Genomic DNA, 16,578 nt, shown 5'->3' on the forward strand with positions numbered 1-16,578 from the left:
GCAACGGCAGCCGTTGTTCACGTACGATGGCTCCATCACCCCATGAGGGGTGCGGGCACCACCTTGATAAATCAACATGGGGATGATCGGTTTCGACAGCGGATGTCGAAGCAGGGGAAGCGAGTCGAGGAAGCGGCAATGATCTCGTAAACCATATGTCGCAACCAATAATCGCCAACACCAAGCGCGATTCCTTCGCCCTCGCTGCCTAAGTAGCGACTTGCGAAGTGTCAGCCCGGGGCTGTTCCCGACCCGGATCCTGGCATCGACTAGGGAACTAAACTTCTAGACCCGGTCACGGGGTTTAGAAGGAAATCAAACAGTGACTGAGCCCGTCGGAGACTTGTTCGCGTGATCTCCGGGGCCGAGAAAATCGCAGCGAACTGCACTCGGAGAAGCCCTGTTTCTGCACCGTTGGACGCGGGTTCGATTCCCGCCATCTCCACAATTCCCATGTGAGGCCCAGGCCCCGCTGTCCGACAGGACGGCGGGGCCTGGGCCGTTTCGGGCGCCGGTTCCGGGCGCCGGGCACCGTGTTCCCTTCGGGGTGCGAGTTTTTCTGCGGATTTCCACCCGATAGGGAATTCAGGCCGATATGCGAGCTTCGGGCCGAGCGGTGGGTGAATGCCCCAGGGGTGTTTGACGAATCCTTGACTCCAGGTGTGTCATTGCCAGGCAAAGTGATGGCAATGGGGGAGCAACGGGGGAGCAATGGGTCAGGGCACCGATGTCGAGGGCGATGCGCTGCGTCGCTATGCCAGTGCGGCGGAGAGCGCGGCGGACCGGATCGACAAGATCCGCAAGCGGACGGCCGGGCTGGATCTGTCGGACGGAGTGTTCGGGCAGCTGCCCGAGGCGAACAGTCTGAGGGCCGACTACATCGATCAGAAGGACCAGTCGGGCACGGACCTCGAAGGGGCCGGAGAGATGCTGCGGTCCATCGCCGATGCGGTCCGTGGCTCCGCGGACAATTACGACGCCAACGAAGAGGACACCGCGAACAGCTTCGGCGGCGGTGCCTGATGGGGGCGGGACAGGCCGCGTCGAGCGCGCTCGACCGGATCAACTACACCCTGGACTGGAGCAATCCGCTCGCCGCGACCCTCGACGAGATCATCAAGGGCGTCCTGAAGCAGTGCGGCGCCGACGACTGGTTCGACTGGGTCACCGGCGACAGCGAGCTGCTGGAGGAGACCGCCCAGGAGTGGCGGAGCGCGGCGCGCGATCTGCGTGGTGTGGTCGAGGACCTGGTGGCGGAGCGCAAGGCCGTGCGGCACGCGTGGCAGGGCGACGCCGCCGAGGGGTTCGACAAGACCATGACGGACTTCGAGCAGGCCCTGCTCGGTGAGGCCGACGACATGGACACCGTCGCCGAGCTGCTGGAGATGGCCGCCGCGGCCTGTGCCATGGCCGAGCAGGCCATGAGCGAACTCCTCGTGGAGATCGTCGAGGCGCTGATGGTCACCGCCGCCACCACGGCGATCCTCTCGCTGCTGACGGCCGGTGCGGCAGCGGCGATCGGGCCGATGGCGGGTGCGGCGAACGTCGCGTACCGGGCCGCGAAGGCCACCCGGATCGCTGCCAAGCTCGCCGACAAGCTCGCCGATATCGCCAAGCGGACGCAGGCGCTGGCGAAGCTCTCCCGGCTCCGCCGGTATCTGCGCGGGCTGGACCGCGCGAAGATCAAGGAGTGGAAGGGCGCACGGCGGCGGATCGCCGGCGACCTGCTGCACGGCAACCGGCCGTCGGGTACGGATGTCGCCCAGTTCCTCGCCTGGAAGCAGGGCAAGAAGATCGCCAAGGGCGTCCTCGGGGTCGATCCCGGTGGTGCCCTGACGGGTGCCATGATCGAGAACGGCCCGGCGCTCGCGGAGGAGACAGTGGAATATCGGACGCGCCCGGAGCCGAAGAGCTTCGACGAGCGCATGGACGAGTCACCGGCGCAGGCCAAGCAGTCGGTGCGGGAGGCCTTCGGGTGAAATTCGCCGACGAGCTGTGGTCGGGGCTCAAGTCCGCCTTGGTGCCCGCGGACCGGCATGCACTGGCCCGTGCGGCCAAGGAGCGGGCGGCGGCCGTGCTGCCGCCCGGGGAACGGGTCGTCGCCGGCCATCCGGTCGAGGCGGGCGAACAGCTCCCCGAGCCGCCCCGGCAGCTCCGGCAGCAGGCGTTCTCGGTGCAGCGCACCACCGGTGACCGGCTCGTCGACGGCATGGGGCGGGCCGAATGGGGACTGCACCGCCTCAACCCCGTCAACGCCGTGGTGGACCGGTGGGACGACCGCCACCACCCCGACACCCCTCAGCTGTCGGGCGGCTGGGAGAGTCTGGCCGGGCAGCTGGCGGCGGTGCTGCGGCCCCGCTGTTCGTTCCGGTATCTGTCGGTGCTGCTGGTGACCGACCAGCATCTCCATGTGGTGCGGGTGCGGCTGGCCGGCAACCGGCGGGAGCCGATGGCCGGTGCGGAGGCGGTGGAGTACGCCTGGTGGGTGGAGCGGCGGCAGGTCGCCTGGGTGCGGAACCGTACCGACGTGCGGCACGGCACGCACGAGGTCGGCTTCGTGGACGGTTCCTGGGTGACGTTCGCGTTCACGGTCGGGGGGTACGGCCCGGTCGTTGCGACCTTCCCCCGGCAGTTGCGGTACACGGACCCGATCAGCTGACGGGCGCCGCCGGACGGTTCGGGCGACGGCGTGCCGTGAGCAGGGTGACGGCCAGTGCGAGGGCGGCCGCCGCCGCGGGAACCCCGTAGGCGGCGCCCGCCCCGGCCAGGTGGTCGACCGCCCACCCGCCGCTCGCCGATCCGGCCGCGATACCGCCCAGCAGCGCGGTCACGGCGAGCGTCATGCCCTCGTTGAGCTGACCGGGCGGCGTCAGCGACTGGACGAGTCCCATGCCGGTGACCATGGTCGGCGCGGTCGCCATACCGGCCAGGAGGAGCGCGACGGCCAGTGCCGCGAGGCTCCCCGTCGCGGCCGCGAGCAGCGGGAGCAGCATCAGGGCCGCCATCGCCGCGGTGCAGCCGAGGAAGCGGTGGGCGGCATGGCCCGCCGGCCGCAGCAGGCCGTAGAGCAGCCCGGCCGCGCAGGAGCCCGCTGCCTGGAGGGCGAGCAGGCCGCCCGCGGCGGTCCGTATGCCGTGCCTGTCGGCGAAGGCGATCGTCACGACCTCCAGGGAGCCGAAGACCGCGCCGGTGGCGAGGAACGTGACCAGGAGCGGCGGCAGTTCCGGCAGGCGCAGGGGGGAGCGGGGCCGGCCGGTGGCCGGTACCGGTGCCACGGGGGGTTCGGTGCGGTGCTGGGCCGCGAAGAGCAGCACCCCGGTCAGCAGCAGTGCCGCGGCCACCGCCGTACCCGCCTCCGGGAAGAGGGTGGTGCACAGCAGCGTGGCGAGCACCGGTCCGAGCATGAAGCACAGCTCGTCCGCGGCCTGTTCGAAGGAGTTGGCGGTGTGCCGGGCGGCCGGGTCGTCGCGGAAGAGGTGCGCCCAGCGGGCGCGGGACATCCCGCCGGTGTTCGGGGTGGGGGCGGTGGCGGCGTAGGAGGCGAAGAGGGTCCAGTCGGGCGCGCCGTGGCGGACGCACAGGAGGAGCGAGAGCGAGCCGAGGACGGCGAGCGCGGTGGCCGGGACGGCGATACGGGCCTGGCCGTGGCGGTCGACCATCCGGGCGGTCCACGGCCCGACCAGCGCCGTTGCCGCCAGCCCGGTCGCGGTGACCGCCCCGGCCAGCGCGTAGGAGCCACGCGACCCGGCGATCATCAGCACCGCGCTGACGCTGAGCATCCCCATGGGCAGCCGCGCCAGCAGGTTGGCGGCCGTGAAGGATCGGGTGCCGGGGACGGTGAAGATCCGGCGGTAGGGCGCGAGGGGACGGAAGCGGGCACGCCGCGGGGCCGGGCGTACGGGCGGGGCTGGGCGTACGGGCGGGGCCGTGACCGGCCGGGCGGCGAGGAAGAGGATCATGCCTCTACGGTCGCTGCCGCTCCTTCCGTACGTCCAACACCTGGTCAGCGCCCATTCACGCACCTGCGTTGGCAATGCGCGTCGGCCCTCGGCAGGTATCGGCATGCATCGGCAGGAAGCGCTGCTGCCAGGATGACCCGATGCCGTCCGACACCGATCCGCGTCTGCTCCGTGCCTTCCTCGCCGTCGCCGAGGAACTGCACTTCACCCGGGCCGCCGCCCGCCTCTACGTCGCGCAGCAGGCGCTGAGCCGCGACATCCGGCGCCTGGAGCGGGAGCTGGATGCCGCACTGTTCGTACGGACCACCCGCCAGGTGGCGCTGACGGCGGACGGGGCGCGGCTACTGCCGCTCGCACGGCGGGTGTTGGCGGCGCACGACGAGCTGGCCGCCGCGTTCCGGGCCGCCCCCGAGCGGCCGCTGCTGGTCGATGTGGGGGTCCCGATCGGCACCGCCCACGGGGTGCTGGAGGCGGCCAGGGAGCGGGTGCCGGACAGCTGTGAGCTGGTCGCCCGCTTCCACAGCGGGCTGACGGGTGCGGCGGCCGAGGTCGCGGCCGGGCGGCTCGATGTCTCCTTCGGCCGGATCGCGGCGCTGCCGCCCGGTGTGCTGGCCGGGCTGGAACATCAGCCGGTCCGGCTGGAGCCGATGGCGGTCCTGCTGCGCGAGGACCATCCGCTGGCCGCACGGCCCGCCGTCGCCCTCGCCGAACTGGCCGGCGAGACGTTCTACGCGGCCGCCGGAAACCCGCGGACCGCGGAGTGGACGGACCTGGCCGAGCGGCTCTTCGCGGGCCGCGGCATCGCGACGGCCGAGCCGTTCCCGGAGATCGAGGGCTCGCAGGAGTTCGTCCGGGTGGTGCGCAAGAGGGGGTGGTCGGTGCTGGCGAGCGTGGAGTTCATCGAGGTGCCGGGGATGGTGCTGCGGCCGCTCGTCGATCCCGTACCGCTCTCGCCGGTCTCGATGGTGTGGCGAAGGGGTCTGCGGCATCCGGGGCTGGACGCGTTGCGGGCGGCCGCCCGGGAACTGGCCGGGAAGCAGGCCTGGTTGGCGCTGCCCGGGAGCGCCTGGTGGCTCCCGGAGGGGGATGCGCGAGTGATGGGCATACGGGGGTGAGGGGCCCGGCGTGTGCGGCGTTCGGCAGAAGATGTGGTCGCAGAGGCAACCCCGGGCGCGCAAAAACTTTCCTTAACGGCAGGGAAATCGGTGCGCAACGAACAGGGGGAGCCGTGCGACGGCGTTCACTTCTCGCGGTGGGGGCGGCCGCGCTGACCTTGACCGTGACGGCGGGCCTGGCCGTGACGGGCTGCGGTACGTCGCGGATGACGGCACTGCACGCCAACTGCACGACCAAGGGCCTGCGCTGGAAGCTCACCGTCCTGAAGAAGAAGCCGCGCACGGTGCATCGCGAGGCGCGGCTGTCCATCGCCAACACGGGCGCGGGCCCCTGTGTGTTCCGCGGCTTCCCGGCCTTCGAGATCCACGTCGGCAAGGGGCCCGAGTCCGATGCCGTCGGGCATGGCAAGACCCTGCCGATAGACCTGCCGCGCGGCGGTACGGTCCTGGCGCCTCTGCGCTACAAGGACTGCCCCAAGGGCACACCGCCGAGCGCCGGGATGGTCAGCAACGACACCGCCGTGGTGTCCGCGCCCCGCGACTACCCCCGCCGGCAGGCGGTCGTGGCACGGGACGAGGCGGGCAAGCGCCTGCGGATGACCCTCTGCGCGGACCGGATATGGATGGACCCGCCGCGGGAGGCGGCCGAGTAGCCCCGGCTACGGAGCCGTTGCGGCGGCAGCGCTACGTGCGGCGTACGAGGTGAACGAGGCCCAGGCACCCGGCGAGAAGTCGAGGTGCGGGCCCCGGGGGTCCTTGGAGTCGCGGACGTGGATGGTGGTGGGGTGGGCGGCGACCTCTACGCAGTTGCCGCCTTGTTCGCTGCTGTGGCTGGACTTGCGCCAGTCGTAGGCGACTTCGAGACAGGCGCCGCCTTGCTCGCTGCTGTAGCTGGACTTGAACCACGTCAGGTCGGTCATTGCTCTCCTAGCAGCCGGTCCAGAAGGCCCATGGTCTCTTCGGCGTTGAGGGCCTGCATTCGCAGCATTCCATATTTCTGGGTGAGACTGCTGACCTTGTCCGGGTCGGAGATGAGGTGGCTGCCGAGCTGCGTCTCGGAGTATGCGAAGTGCTGGTGGTCGGGGGTCTCCAGCAGCACGAAGGGCCCGGAGAGACCGGCATGGCTGGTGTTGCCGAACGGCATGACCTGGATTGCTACTCCGGGTAGATCGGCACATGCGCGCAGATGCCGCAGCTGCTCCCGCATGACGTCATGGCTGTCGAGGTGATCCTTGAGGACGGCCTCCGAGATGATGAAGCTGGCGATGACGGGTACGGCGCGATGCAGGATTTCTTGGCGTTCGAGCCGGGCCTCGACACGCTGCTCGATCGTCTCTTTGCTCAGGGCTGGTAGGTCGTTGCGGAATGTCGCGCGGGCGTACTTCCCGGTTTGGAGCAATCCGGGGAGTACTTGGTTCTCGTACGACGACAGGGCGACAGCCACCCGCTCATAGGCGATGAACTCCTCCGCCCAGATCGGGTACTTCTCCTTCGGCGGCAGCTTGGCCACTCCCGCCGCCAGTGCCCCGCCCGTGTTCAGGAGCTGGTCGAACTCGGTCGCCAGATGCGGCATCAGGGCGCGCCTGCCCTGTTCGATGGAGGCGATGGTCTCCTCGGACGCGGTGGTGCGCTCTCCGAGGCTGCGCTGGGTGAGGCCGGCGTTGATGCGGAACAGCGCTAATTGGGCGCCGATGACTTCCATGGCTGCGGAGTGTCGGTTCTTGGGCTTGGTTCGCGGCTGCATGGCGTTGCACTCCCCGTACTTCGGTGCCGGTGACCGTGCGTGCGCCCGTACTCACCACGTGTACGGGTTCACCCACTGTGCAGCTTAGTTACTCACTGCGACCGTCGTCGCATGAACGCAGAGACTCAACTTCCCTTTCCACGCGAGCGGTTCTACCGGCGGGAGCGGCGGTCGGTGCCGCTCGCGCGGGAATTCGTGCGGGCGGCGCTGGTGGAGTGGGGCGCCGGGGAGCGGGCGGAGGCGGTGTTGCTGTGTGTGAGCGAGCTGGCGACGAACGCGCTGCGTCACGGGGTCCCGCCGGGGCGCGGGTTCCAGCTGTACGTGTGGCCGCCGGCGGGCGGGGTGCTGAGGCTGGAGGTGCACGACAGCGGGGACGGGTGGCCGCGGGTGCGGACGGGCGGCGGGCCGGTGGACGAGGGCGGGCGCGGGCTGCTGCTGGTGGAGGCGCTGGCGGACAAGTGGGGCGTGGGGGAGCGGATGCCCGGCAAGATCGTCTGGTGCGAGTTCGCCCTGTGACGAGGTGCTCGCCCCGCCCGCCCTCACCGGCCACCGCCCCGTCGCGTGAGTGCAAGGTTGCGTCCCCGTCACCGGGCGGCACGGTACGGAAACCCGTCGTCCCTAGCGTCAGGGAGCAGGACCTGAACCCTGGAGGCGCGATGACGGCCGCGGCAGCAGATACCCGTAGCGAGAACCCCGACGACACCCCTGCCGACACCCCTGCCGACGGCCGTAGCGACGGCCGTACCGAGGGCCGCGCGAGGCGGGGCGGGCGGTGGATCGAGCACTGGGATCCGGAGGACGAAGGCTTCTGGCGGGAGACGGGGGAGCGGGTCGCGCGGCGGAACCTCGCGTTCTCCGTGGTCTCCGAGCACATCGGGTTCTCCATCTGGAGCCTGTGGTCGGTGATGGTGCTGTTCATGGGGCCCGAGTACGGGATCGATCCGGCCGGGAAGTTCTTCCTGGTGGCGATGCCGACGCTGGTGGGCGGGGTGCTGCGGGTGCCGTACACCTTCGCGGTGGCGCGGTTCGGCGGGCGCAACTGGACGGTGATCAGCGCGGCGATGCTGCTGGTGCCGGTCGCGGTGGCGGCCGTGGTCATGGAGCCGGGCACGTCGTACACCACGTTCCTGCTGGTCGCGGCGCTGGCGGGGGTCGGCGGCGGGAACTTCGCCTCGTCGATGACCAACATCAACTCCTTCTATCCGCTGCGGAAGAAGGGGTGGGCGCTGGGGATGAACGCCGGTGGGGGGAACATCGGCGTGCCGGTGATCCAGCTGCTGGGGCTGCTGGTGATCGGGACGGCGGGGGCCGCGCATCCGCGGATCGTGCTGGCCGTCTATGTGCCGCTGATCGTCCTCGCGGCGGTGCTCGCGGCGCTGTTCATGGACAACCTGGCGCCGGTGACGAACGACACCGGGGCGGCCCTCGACGCCGCGCGGGAGCCGCACACCTGGGTGATGTCGCTGCTGTACATCGGCACGTTCGGGTCGTTCATCGGCTACAGCTTCGCCTTCGGGCTGGTGCTCCAGAACCAGTTCGCGCGCACGCCGCTCCAGGCCGCGTCGCTGACGTTCATCGGGCCGCTGCTGGGGTCGCTGATCCGGCCGGTCGGCGGGCGGCTGGCGGACCGGTTCGGCGGCGCCCGGATCACCCTGGGGAACTTCGTGGCGATGGGCCTGGCCACCGGGGTCGTCATCTACGCCTCGACGGTGCGCTCGTTGCCCGTGTTCCTCGTCGGGTTCATCGCGCTGTTCGTGCTGACGGGGCTCGGCAACGGCTCCACGTACAAGATGATCCCGGGGATCTTCCAGGCCCAGGCGCTGCGGCGCGGGCTGGAGGGAGAGGCGGCCGCGGTATACGGACGGCGGCTGTCGGGGGCGGCGATGGGGCTGATCGGTGCGGTGGGTGCGCTCGGCGGGCTGGGCATCAATCTGGCGTTCCGGCAGTCGTTCATGGTGGCCGGATCGGGCACCCCGGCGTTTGTGTCGTTCCTGGCCTGCTACGTGGTGTGCGGGGCGGTGACCTGGGGCGTGTACCTGCGTCCCGCGGTGCGTGGGCGGCGTGCGGCGCAGGCGGCGGACGGGGCGGACGGGGCGGATGCGGTGGCTGTGGACGGGGAGCGGCCGGCGGTGTACGCGGAGGTGTGAGCGGCGGGAGGGGCGCGGGGCCGTCGTATCGGGCGCCGCGCCCCTCCCGCTGTCTCCGCCCCTGGCCGTGCCGTGCCCGTGCACCGGCCGGGGCACGGGGCGTCGTACGGGTGGGCAGGCGGCCGCCGTAACCGCGGGGAAATACTGGAGGACCGGGACCGTCACGTGCCCTTGACACCTTGGCACCTTGACACCCTGGTACTCGGTGCCGCCGGAGCCGCGGCGGTACGGGAGCACGAGGCAACACCACTCTGGGCGGAGCGGGACGACCATGCACGATCAGCAGCAGGAGCACAGCGAGCAGGAGCGGACGGCGCCGGAGGCGGAACCGGCCGTCCGGCCGCTGGACGGGTTCACCGTCGGGGTGACCGCGGCCCGGCGGGCGGAGGAGCTGGGCGCCCTGCTGGAGCGGCGCGGCGCGCAGGTGATGCATGCGCCCGCGCTGCGCATCGTCCCGCTGCCGGACGACACCGAGCTGCTCGACGTGACCCGGGGCCTGATCGACCAGGTGCCCGATGTCGTCGTGGCCACCACCGCCATCGGCTTCCGCGGCTGGATCGAGGCCGCGGAGGGCTGGGGCCTGGGCGAGGCGCTGCTGGACCGGCTGGCCGGGGTGGAGCTGCTGGCGCGCGGGCCCAAGGTGCGCGGCGCGATCCGGGCCGCCGGGCTGACCGAGAAGTGGTCACCGGCCTCCGAGTCGATGGCCGAGGTACTGGACCGGCTGCTGGCGGAGGGCGTCTCCGGGCGCCGGGTGGCCCTACAGCTGCACGGGGAGCCGCTGCCGGGGTTCGTCGAGGCGCTGCGGGCCGGTGGTGCGGAGGTGGTCGGCGTCCCCGTGTACCGGTGGATGCCGCCGGAGGACATCGGGCCGGTCGACCGGCTGCTGGACGCGGTGGTGTCGCGCGCCCTGGACGCGGTGACGTTCACCAGCGCGCCGGCCGCCGCGTCGCTGCTGCGCCGGGCGGGGGAGCGAGGCATCCGCGAGGAGGTGCTGGCGGCGCTGCGACAGGAGGTGCTGTCGGTGTGCGTGGGGCCGGTGACCGCGCTGCCGCTCCAGGCGGAGGACATCCCCACGCTCCAGCCGGAGCGCTTCCGGCTGGGGCCGCTGGTGCAGCTGCTGTGTCGTGAACTCCCGGGCCGGGTGCGGACGTTGCCGGTGGCGGGGCGGCAGGTGGAGATCCGCGGGCACGCCGTCGTGGTGGACGGGGCGCTGCGGCCGGTGCCGCCGGCCGGGATGGCGCTGCTGCGTGCGCTGGCGCGCCGCCCCGGCTGGGTGGTCTCGCGCGCGGAGCTGCTGCGCGCGCTGCCGGGGTCGGGCACGGACGAACATGCGGTGGAGACCGCGATGGCCCGGCTGCGGGGGGCGCTGGGCGCGCCCAAGCTGATCCAGACGGTCGTCAAGCGCGGCTACCGGCTGTCGCTCGACCCGCATGCGGACACGGACAAGTACGGCGGGGAGTAGGCGGACGCGGGCAAGTACGGCGGGGAGCAGCGGACGCGGGCAAAGTGCGGTAGGGAGCAGCGGGCCTCGCGAGGGCCGGGCCCGGGGCTGTTCCGTCGGGCCGGGGACGGCTACTTTCGGCCATGATTCCTCGGGCCCGACCCTACTCCGGGTTGTTCACACGGATCTTGGACTGGCCGTGCGGCCGCTTCTCCCAGTCCTCCATGAAGCGCGCCTGAAGTCCGTGCTCACGGGCCAGCCGCAGCAGGGTCTCGGTCCGGTAGTAGAAGTCCTCGCGCAGTACCTGGTGTTCGGCGCCCTCGGTGCGGTCGAAGGTGAAGTCGAAGAAGCCGCCGGGGGCCAGGATCCGGCCGACATGGGCCAGGCACTCGTCGATGACGCCGATCGGTGAGTGCGAGAAGACGCTGTGCGCGTGGACGACGTCGAAGTGGGCGGACGGCAGGAAGTCCAGCTTCAGGTCCTGCGTGAGGGTCAAGTGCGGCAGTTTGTCCTGGAGTTCGTAGGTCGTCAGGGTCTGCTTCGCGGAGATCAGGATGTCCGGCGAGATGTCGATGCCGTAGTAGTTGCCGGTGTCCAGATGGGCGATGAAGCGCCAGCCCGCGCGCAGATTGCCGCAGCCGATGTCGAGCATCCGGTGGCCGGGCTCCAGGCCGTGCCCGGCCAGGTAGTCGAACTGCATCTCGCCCAGCGCCAGCCAGCGGTCGTGGCTGCGGCTGCCGACCGCGGCCTCCGGGTTGCGGCCGGCGTCGGAGGCCATCACCGCCCGGTAGTACGCGACGTGGTCGGGGTGCTTGAGGCGGAGCCAGGTGTCGCGGGCGGTGCGCTTGACGTACGGGGTGATCCGGGCCGGATGACGGACTGCGTACCCGATCTTGTGGGTCAGGCTGGCGCGGTTCGCGAGCAGGGACTTGCGCGACATGGAGACCTTCGTCCTGGAGGGGCGGGGGAGCGCTACGGCATGTGGCGGGCCGGGGGCCCGCCGACCGCCGCGCCGCGGACTATACATGAGATGTATACGTAGAGCGTCTACTCACGGTGTCTACGTGCGGTGCATGCATGGAGTGACCGCTTCCGGAGGGTTCCGGCGGGCCCGCGCGCCGGGCACTCTGGGAGCACACACGTTTGGTCCCTAAGGAGTGACAGGCACATGGCGACGCCTTGCGACCTGCGGTTCGACTGTGGGCGGAGCTGCCTGGACCTGGCGGCCACGACCGGCGGCGCCCCCGCCGAACGGCTCACCGGCCCCGACCAGTTGCGGGCCTGGCTGGTCGGGGCGGGGCTGGTGCCGCGCGGCACCCCGCTGGACGGCCTCGACGCCGCCTGGGTCGGCCGCTTCCGCGCCCTGCGGGAGCTGGTGCGCCGCCTGGTGCACGACGAGCTGCGGGGCGCGGCGTCCGATGCCGATCTGGCGCTGCTCAACTCCGCGGCCGCGTCCGGGCAGCCGCCCGCCCCGCGCGCGGTACGCACCGCCGACGGCACCCTGGCCCGTGCCCTCCCCGGCCCGCCCGACTGCGCCGGGCTGCTGGCCGCGGTGGCCCGGGACGCGGTCGGGCTGCTGACCGACGAGGTGGCCCGCGAACAGCTGCGCCAGTGCGAGGGCGAGAACTGCACCCTGGTGTATCTGGACACATCACGCGGCCGGCGCCGCCGCTGGTGCTCCAGCGAGGTGTGCGGCAACCGGGAGCGGGTGGCGCGGCACCGGAGGCGCACGACGGTGCGCCGGGCGCAGAACGGAAGCGCTGGTCAGGGCCCCGTGCCCGGCGCAGAAAAATATTCTGCCGAACTCTGAGTAACCCGCCCGTCCCGTCCGTACTCCTCACCGCAAGTCCGATTCATGGCAGGGTCCCCCGGCGATCTTGGGCGATCTGGGCTATCGACCCGGGAGTTGGAGTGCGTAAGGATGCCGTCGTGGCAGACAGGACGACACCTGACGAGGAGCTCATGCGAGCCCTCTATGACGATCACGCGGGCCCGCTTCTCGCCTTCGTCCTGCGATTGGTGGCGGGCGACCGGCACCGCGCGGAGGACGTGGTGCAGGAGACGCTGGTGCGCGCCTGGCGCAACGCCGATCAGTTGCAACGGGCTACCGGCTCGATACGACCCTGGCTGGTGACCGTCGCACGGCGGATCGTCATCGACGGGCACCGCAGCCGGAAGGCAAGACCCCAGGAGGTCGATCCGACCCCTCTGGAGACGATGCCGGCCGCCGACGTCATCGACCGGGCACTGCGCATGATGACGATTTCGGAGGCGCTGAGCGACCTGAGCCAGGCCCATCGAGAGGCTCTGGTCGAGACGTACTTCAAGGAACGTACGGTCAACGAGGCAGCGGAGGTGCTGCGCGTACCGGCCGGGACCGTGCGGTCCCGGGTGTTCTACGCGCTGCGCTCCCTGAGACTCTCGCTAGAGGAACGAGGAGTGACGGAGTGAACCCGCCCACGCAGCACACCGACGTCGGCGCCTACGCGCTGGGCGTCCTGGACGCTGCCGACGCCGACCGGTTCGAGGCACATCTCGTCGGCTGTCACCAGTGTGCGGCCGAACTCGAAGAACTCATGGGCCTGTCACCGGTACTGGCCGAGTTCAAGCAGTCCGCTCCGACCCCGCAGACCATCACGGCCGTGCCCGGCCCGGGGCTGCTGGACGGACTGATGGGCGAGGTCGCCGCCACCCGGCGCGGCCGTGCCCGGCGCCGGCTGTTCCTGGTCGCCGCGGCGGTCGTGCTGATCGTCGGCGGGCCGGTCGCCGCCCTCTCCCTGAAGCCCCAGGCCCCCGAGGAGAAGCCGGCGCCGCCGCTGGCGAACGCCGTCCGGGCCCAGTACGCGGCGGGCGAGAAGGTGAACTCGGTCGACCCGGACACCAAGGTCTCGGCGGGCGTCTCCATGGAGGCCCGGCCCTGGGGCACCCAGGTCGTCCTGGAGCTCGCCAACGTCAAGGGGCCGCTCACCTGCGACCTGGTCGCCGTCGGCAAGGACGGCAAGCGGCAGACCGTCACCACCTGGGCGGTGCCCAAGGGGGGCTACGGCATCCCGGACGGCGCCATGAAGTGGAACCGCGAGCCCCTGTACGCGGCGGGCGGCGCGGGCTTCAACCGCGGCGATATCGACCACTTCGAGATCAACACGCAGGACGGCAAGAAACTGGCGAAGGTGGACGTCTGAGGCGGGCGGGCGACGCCCCGGGCCGGGTGCGGCACGGGGTGCCCCGTCAAGGACCGCCATGCCGACGACCGGCAATCCCCACGACCGGGGAACGCCCGACGTAAAGCCTTGAGTCAACATCCGACCAAACTCGCCCGACTTTGTCCCTTTCACCAGGTGCGCGCGGTGCCTGGTTCGCGTACGGTTGACGGCTGCCCTACGCACAGCAGAAGGGGGCCTGGGTGGCCGCGCACAACGCCACGCACGCACCGGATCACGCTTCGGATTCCGTTCGCGACCGTGAGATCGAATCCGAGCAGACGCATCTGGACCGCGTCTACCGGCGCCTTGAGGAGAAGATCCACGAGGCAGAGTTCCTGATGGACGACGCCGCCAAGCGCGGCCAGGTCGGCACGCCCGGCGCGCTCGCCGAGCGTGACGCGCAGGTCTTCCAGGCCGGCGCCCATCTCCACCGCCTGAATTCCGAGTACGAGGACTTCCTCTTCGGCCGGATCGACCTGCTCCTCGGCAAGGACGGAAAGAAGGGCCCGGACGGCGCCTTCACCTCCGTCGAGCCCGCCGACGGGGCGATCGAGGACAACCGCGCCGCGATCGCCGAGACGCTGCACATCGGCCGCCTCGGCGTGCTCGATGCGGAGTACTCCCCGCTGGTCATCGACTGGCGGGCGCCGGCCGCCGCGCCCTTCTACCGGGCCACCCCGGTCGCCCCCGGCCGGGTCGTCCGACGGCGGGTGATCCGTTCCAAGGGCCGTAAGGTCCTGGGCGTCGAGGACGATCTGATGCGCCCGGAGGTCAACGCCACGCTGGACGGCGAGGAGCTGCCGGCGGTCGGTGACGGTGCGCTGATGGCCGCGCTGGGCCGGGCCCGCAGCCACACCATGCGGGACATCGTCGCCTCCATCCAGGCCGAGCAGGACATGGTGATCCGGGCGCCCGCCGCCTCCGTCACCGAGGTCGAGGGCGGCCCCGGCACGGGCAAGACCGCGGTCGCGCTGCACCGCGCCGCCTACCTCCTCTACCAGGACCGGCGGCGCTACGCGGGCGGCATCCTGATCGTCTCCCCGACGCCGCTGCTGGTCGCGTACACCGAAGGCGTGCTGCCCTCGCTCGGCGAGGAGGGCCAGGTCGCCATCCGGGCGCTCGGCTCGCTCGTGGACGGCGCCGAGGCGACGGCCTACGACCCGCCGGCGGTGTCCCGTATCAAGGGCTCGTCGCGGATGCAGAAGCTGCTGCGCAAGGCGGCCCGCGGGGCGCTGGAGCTGGCGGCCCCCGCGGCCGCGGCGCCGGCAGAGGCCGACGGGGCGGCGGGCGCGGACGCCCAGCTCTCCCTGGAGGACCTCTTCACCGCGCCCGCGCGGAACGGCGACGACGGTGCCCGCAACGGCCGCCGGACCCGCTCCAGACCCTCCCGGCCCGCCCCGGCCGCACCCGCCCGGCTGCGGGTCGTCGCCTTCGGCGGCCGGATCGAGCTGGACGCCGACGAGCTGCACGCCATCCGGCAGTCCGCGCTCAGCGGCACCGCACCGGTCAATCTGCTCCGCCCGCGCGCCCGCCGGCTGATCCTGGACGCCCTGTGGACCAAGTCCGGCGCCGCCCGCCGCTACACCGACCCCGAACTGGCCGCCGAGGCCCGTGAGGGCTTCGACGAGGACATCACCACCGAGCCCGACTTCCAGGAGTTCCTGGACGCCTGGTGGCCCGAGCTGTCCCCGCGCGGGGTGCTCGCCGCGATGGCCGACGAGCGTCTGCTGGGCCGCTGGGCGCGCCGCCTCCTCAACCAGCGCGAGGTGCGCCAACTGGCCCGCTCCCTGCGCCGGCTGGACAGCAAGGGGCACGGCCCGCTGTCGGTGCACGATGTCGCGCTGCTGGACGAGCTCCAGATGGTTCTCGGGGCCCCGCTGCGCCCGCCCCGGCCGCGCGAGGCCGATCCGCTGGACCATCTGACCGGACTGGAGGAGCTCTCGACCTACGCGGACCGCAACGGCGGCGGCCGCAGCCGCCGCGAGCGGCTGGAGGAGGAGCGCACCGACTACGCCCATGTCATCGTCGACGAGGCGCAGGACCTGACGCCGATGCAGTGGCGGATGGTCGGCCGCCGCGGCCGGCAGGCGACCTGGACGGTCGTCGGCGACCCCGCGCAGTCCTCCTGGTCCGACCCGGACGAGGCCGCCGTCGCCCGCGACGAGGCGCTCGGCACCCGCCCGCGCCGCCGCTTCACGCTCACCGTGAACTACCGCAACCCCGCGGAGATCGCCGCGCTGGCCGCCAGGGTGCTCGCGCTGGCGATGCCCGGTATGGAGTCGCCGAAGGCGGTCCGCTCCACGGGCCTCGAACCGCGCTTCGCATGCGTCGCGGACGGGGACCGGCAGACCGGGCCACCCGACGAAGCCGCGCTGGCCGAGGCCACGGTGGCCGAGGCGGAGCGGCTGCTGGGCCAGGTGGACGGCACGGTCGGCGTCGTGGTGGCCATGAACCGTCGGGCGCAGGCCCGGCGTTGGCTCGCCCCGCTCGGCGACCGGGTGGTGGCGCTGGGCTCCCTGGAGGCCAAGGGCCTGGAGTACGACGCCACGCTGGTGGTCTCGCCGGCCGAGATCGCCGACGAGTCCCCGGCCGGACTGCGGGTGCTGTACGTGGCGCTGACCCGCGCCACCCAGCAGCTGACCGTGCTGTCGGCCGGACGGGACGATCCGGACGCGGCCGGGGTGCCCGACCTGCTGCGGGACTGACCGCGCGCCGGCGCGTGCCGGCACCCGTACGGCGGCCTCGGCCGGGCGCTGCGCGCCGCCGTACGAGGGGTCTTGAAATCGGCCCCGCGGGACGGGATTCGCTTCCGCGGTTGGTTTGTTAGCCTTGGTGACGGCACCGGCCCGATCCAAGCCCCCGGGCCCAACCATCGTCGCTACGAGCGACCACTTGCCGCGAGGCGAGCATGGCGGGTCGGTGTCATGACTTCCGAGAGGCCCACATCACCTGGTGATGTGGGCCTCTTT

The 16,578-nt window shown here is 71.8% G+C and carries 16 protein-coding genes and 1 other RNA gene; 13 read left to right on the forward strand and 4 right to left on the reverse strand.

The window, feature by feature from the left end:
• Positions 1–78: 78 nt before the first annotated feature.
• From ssrA to IF67_RS0117915, 4 genes are all read left to right on the forward strand, one after another.
• Positions 79–448: a transfer-messenger RNA gene (gene ssrA / locus IF67_RS40800) on the forward strand.
• 263 nt (positions 449–711) lie between these two features.
• Entirely contained in the window at positions 712–1,023 is a 312-nt protein-coding gene (locus tag IF67_RS0117905; protein ID WP_030986800.1) for a hypothetical protein, read from the forward strand.
• Positions 1,023–1,979 (forward strand): WXG100 family type VII secretion target, encoded by a 957-nt coding sequence (locus IF67_RS0117910; RefSeq protein ID WP_030986802.1) that lies wholly within the window; start codon positions 1,023–1,025, stop codon positions 1,977–1,979. Before IF67_RS0117905 ends, IF67_RS0117910 begins: the two co-directional genes overlap by 1 nt.
• Positions 1,976–2,659, forward strand: coding sequence for a hypothetical protein (locus IF67_RS0117915; RefSeq protein WP_030986804.1), 684 nt, complete (start codon positions 1,976–1,978; stop codon positions 2,657–2,659). Before IF67_RS0117910 ends, IF67_RS0117915 begins: the two co-directional genes overlap by 4 nt.
• Here the strand turns inward: IF67_RS0117915 and IF67_RS0117920 are convergent.
• A complete protein-coding gene (locus tag IF67_RS0117920; protein WP_030986806.1) occupies positions 2,652–3,959 on the reverse strand; it encodes an MFS transporter in 1,308 nt (435 codons plus the stop codon). The genes IF67_RS0117915 and IF67_RS0117920 overlap by 8 nt on opposite strands.
• A 140-nt stretch (positions 3,960–4,099) precedes the next feature.
• On the opposite strand from IF67_RS0117920, the gene IF67_RS0117925 reads away from it, so the two are divergent.
• Positions 4,100–5,074, forward strand: a complete 975-nt coding sequence (locus IF67_RS0117925) for a LysR family transcriptional regulator (RefSeq protein ID WP_030986807.1) — start codon at positions 4,100–4,102, stop codon at positions 5,072–5,074.
• 113 nt (positions 5,075–5,187) lie between these two features.
• Positions 5,188–5,727: a DUF4232 domain-containing protein gene (locus tag IF67_RS0117930; RefSeq protein WP_030986809.1), complete on the forward strand. Its 540-nt coding sequence runs from the start codon at positions 5,188–5,190 to the stop codon at positions 5,725–5,727.
• Positions 5,728–5,733: 6 nt separating this feature from the next.
• On the opposite strand, the gene IF67_RS0117935 is transcribed toward IF67_RS0117930, so the two are convergent.
• Positions 5,734–5,994 carry a DUF397 domain-containing protein gene (locus IF67_RS0117935; RefSeq protein ID WP_030986810.1) on the reverse strand — a complete coding sequence of 87 codons (261 nt, stop codon included), beginning with the start codon at positions 5,992–5,994 and terminating at the stop codon, positions 5,734–5,736.
• On the reverse strand, positions 5,991–6,818 hold the full coding sequence (locus IF67_RS0117940; protein ID WP_234341177.1) for a helix-turn-helix domain-containing protein: 828 nt from the start codon (positions 6,816–6,818) through the stop codon (positions 5,991–5,993). Before IF67_RS0117940 ends, IF67_RS0117935 begins: the two co-directional genes overlap by 4 nt.
• 111 nt (positions 6,819–6,929) lie before the next feature.
• Between IF67_RS0117940 and IF67_RS0117945 the strand changes: the two genes are divergently transcribed.
• The 3 genes from IF67_RS0117945 (at position 6,930) to IF67_RS0117955 (ending at position 10,427) form a co-directional block, all read left to right on the forward strand.
• Entirely contained in the window at positions 6,930–7,334 is a 405-nt protein-coding gene (locus IF67_RS0117945) for an ATP-binding protein (RefSeq protein WP_030986814.1), read from the forward strand.
• Between the two features lie 140 nt (positions 7,335–7,474).
• On the forward strand, positions 7,475–8,965 hold the full coding sequence (locus IF67_RS0117950) for a nitrate/nitrite transporter (RefSeq protein WP_030986815.1): 1,491 nt from the start codon (positions 7,475–7,477) through the stop codon (positions 8,963–8,965).
• A 271-nt stretch (positions 8,966–9,236) separates the two neighbouring features.
• Complete coding sequence (locus IF67_RS0117955) at positions 9,237–10,427, forward strand: uroporphyrinogen-III synthase (protein WP_030986817.1); 1,191 nt, start codon at positions 9,237–9,239, stop codon at positions 10,425–10,427.
• Positions 10,428–10,569: 142 nt separating this feature from the next.
• On the opposite strand, the gene IF67_RS0117960 is transcribed toward IF67_RS0117955, so the two are convergent.
• Entirely contained in the window at positions 10,570–11,346 is a 777-nt protein-coding gene (locus IF67_RS0117960; protein ID WP_030986818.1) for a class I SAM-dependent methyltransferase, read from the reverse strand.
• A 228-nt stretch (positions 11,347–11,574) separates the two neighbouring features.
• On the opposite strand from IF67_RS0117960, the gene IF67_RS0117965 reads away from it, so the two are divergent.
• The 4 genes from IF67_RS0117965 (at position 11,575) to IF67_RS0117980 (ending at position 16,314) form a co-directional block, all read left to right on the forward strand.
• Complete coding sequence (locus IF67_RS0117965) at positions 11,575–12,216, forward strand: CGNR zinc finger domain-containing protein (protein ID WP_037839526.1); 642 nt, start codon at positions 11,575–11,577, stop codon at positions 12,214–12,216.
• Between the two features lie 101 nt (positions 12,217–12,317).
• Complete coding sequence (locus IF67_RS0117970) at positions 12,318–12,857, forward strand: sigma-70 family RNA polymerase sigma factor (RefSeq protein ID WP_088797889.1); 540 nt, start codon at positions 12,318–12,320, stop codon at positions 12,855–12,857.
• The gene (locus tag IF67_RS0117975; protein WP_030986822.1) at positions 12,854–13,588 is read left to right on the forward strand and encodes an anti-sigma factor family protein; all 735 of its coding nucleotides are present in this window, start codon (positions 12,854–12,856) and stop codon (positions 13,586–13,588) included. Before IF67_RS0117970 ends, IF67_RS0117975 begins: the two co-directional genes overlap by 4 nt.
• A gap of 221 nt (positions 13,589–13,809) precedes the next feature.
• The gene (locus IF67_RS0117980; protein WP_030986823.1) at positions 13,810–16,314 is read left to right on the forward strand and encodes a HelD family protein; all 2,505 of its coding nucleotides are present in this window, start codon (positions 13,810–13,812) and stop codon (positions 16,312–16,314) included.
• The last annotated feature ends 264 nt before the right edge of the window (positions 16,315–16,578 follow it).

The organism is Streptomyces sp. NRRL S-1813, assembly GCF_000719605.1.
GTDB lineage: Bacteria > Actinomycetota > Actinomycetes > Streptomycetales > Streptomycetaceae > Streptomyces > Streptomyces decoyicus.

What these genes read in the sequence shown, in the direction of transcription:
- IF67_RS0117905 (WP_030986800.1), top strand. Translation starts at nt 712, where the DNA reads ATGGGTCAGGGCACCGATGTCGAGGGCGATGCGCTGCGTCGCTATGCC.
- IF67_RS0117910 (WP_030986802.1), top strand. Translation starts at nt 1,023, where the DNA reads ATGGGGGCGGGACAGGCCGCGTCGAGCGCGCTCGACCGGATCAACTAC.
- IF67_RS0117920 (WP_030986806.1), bottom strand. Translation starts at nt 3,959, where the DNA reads ATGATCCTCTTCCTCGCCGCCCGGCCGGTCACGGCCCCGCCCGTACGC.
- IF67_RS0117925 (WP_030986807.1), top strand. Translation starts at nt 4,100, where the DNA reads ATGCCGTCCGACACCGATCCGCGTCTGCTCCGTGCCTTCCTCGCCGTC.
- IF67_RS0117935 (WP_030986810.1), bottom strand. Translation starts at nt 5,994, where the DNA reads ATGACCGACCTGACGTGGTTCAAGTCCAGCTACAGCAGCGAGCAAGGC.
- IF67_RS0117940 (WP_234341177.1), bottom strand. Translation starts at nt 6,818, where the DNA reads ATGCAGCCGCGAACCAAGCCCAAGAACCGACACTCCGCAGCCATGGAA.
- IF67_RS0117945 (WP_030986814.1), top strand. Translation starts at nt 6,930, where the DNA reads ATGAACGCAGAGACTCAACTTCCCTTTCCACGCGAGCGGTTCTACCGG.
- IF67_RS0117950 (WP_030986815.1), top strand. Translation starts at nt 7,475, where the DNA reads ATGACGGCCGCGGCAGCAGATACCCGTAGCGAGAACCCCGACGACACC.
- IF67_RS0117955 (WP_030986817.1), top strand. Translation starts at nt 9,237, where the DNA reads ATGCACGATCAGCAGCAGGAGCACAGCGAGCAGGAGCGGACGGCGCCG.
- IF67_RS0117960 (WP_030986818.1), bottom strand. Translation starts at nt 11,346, where the DNA reads ATGTCGCGCAAGTCCCTGCTCGCGAACCGCGCCAGCCTGACCCACAAG.
- IF67_RS0117965 (WP_037839526.1), top strand. Translation starts at nt 11,575, where the DNA reads ATGGCGACGCCTTGCGACCTGCGGTTCGACTGTGGGCGGAGCTGCCTG.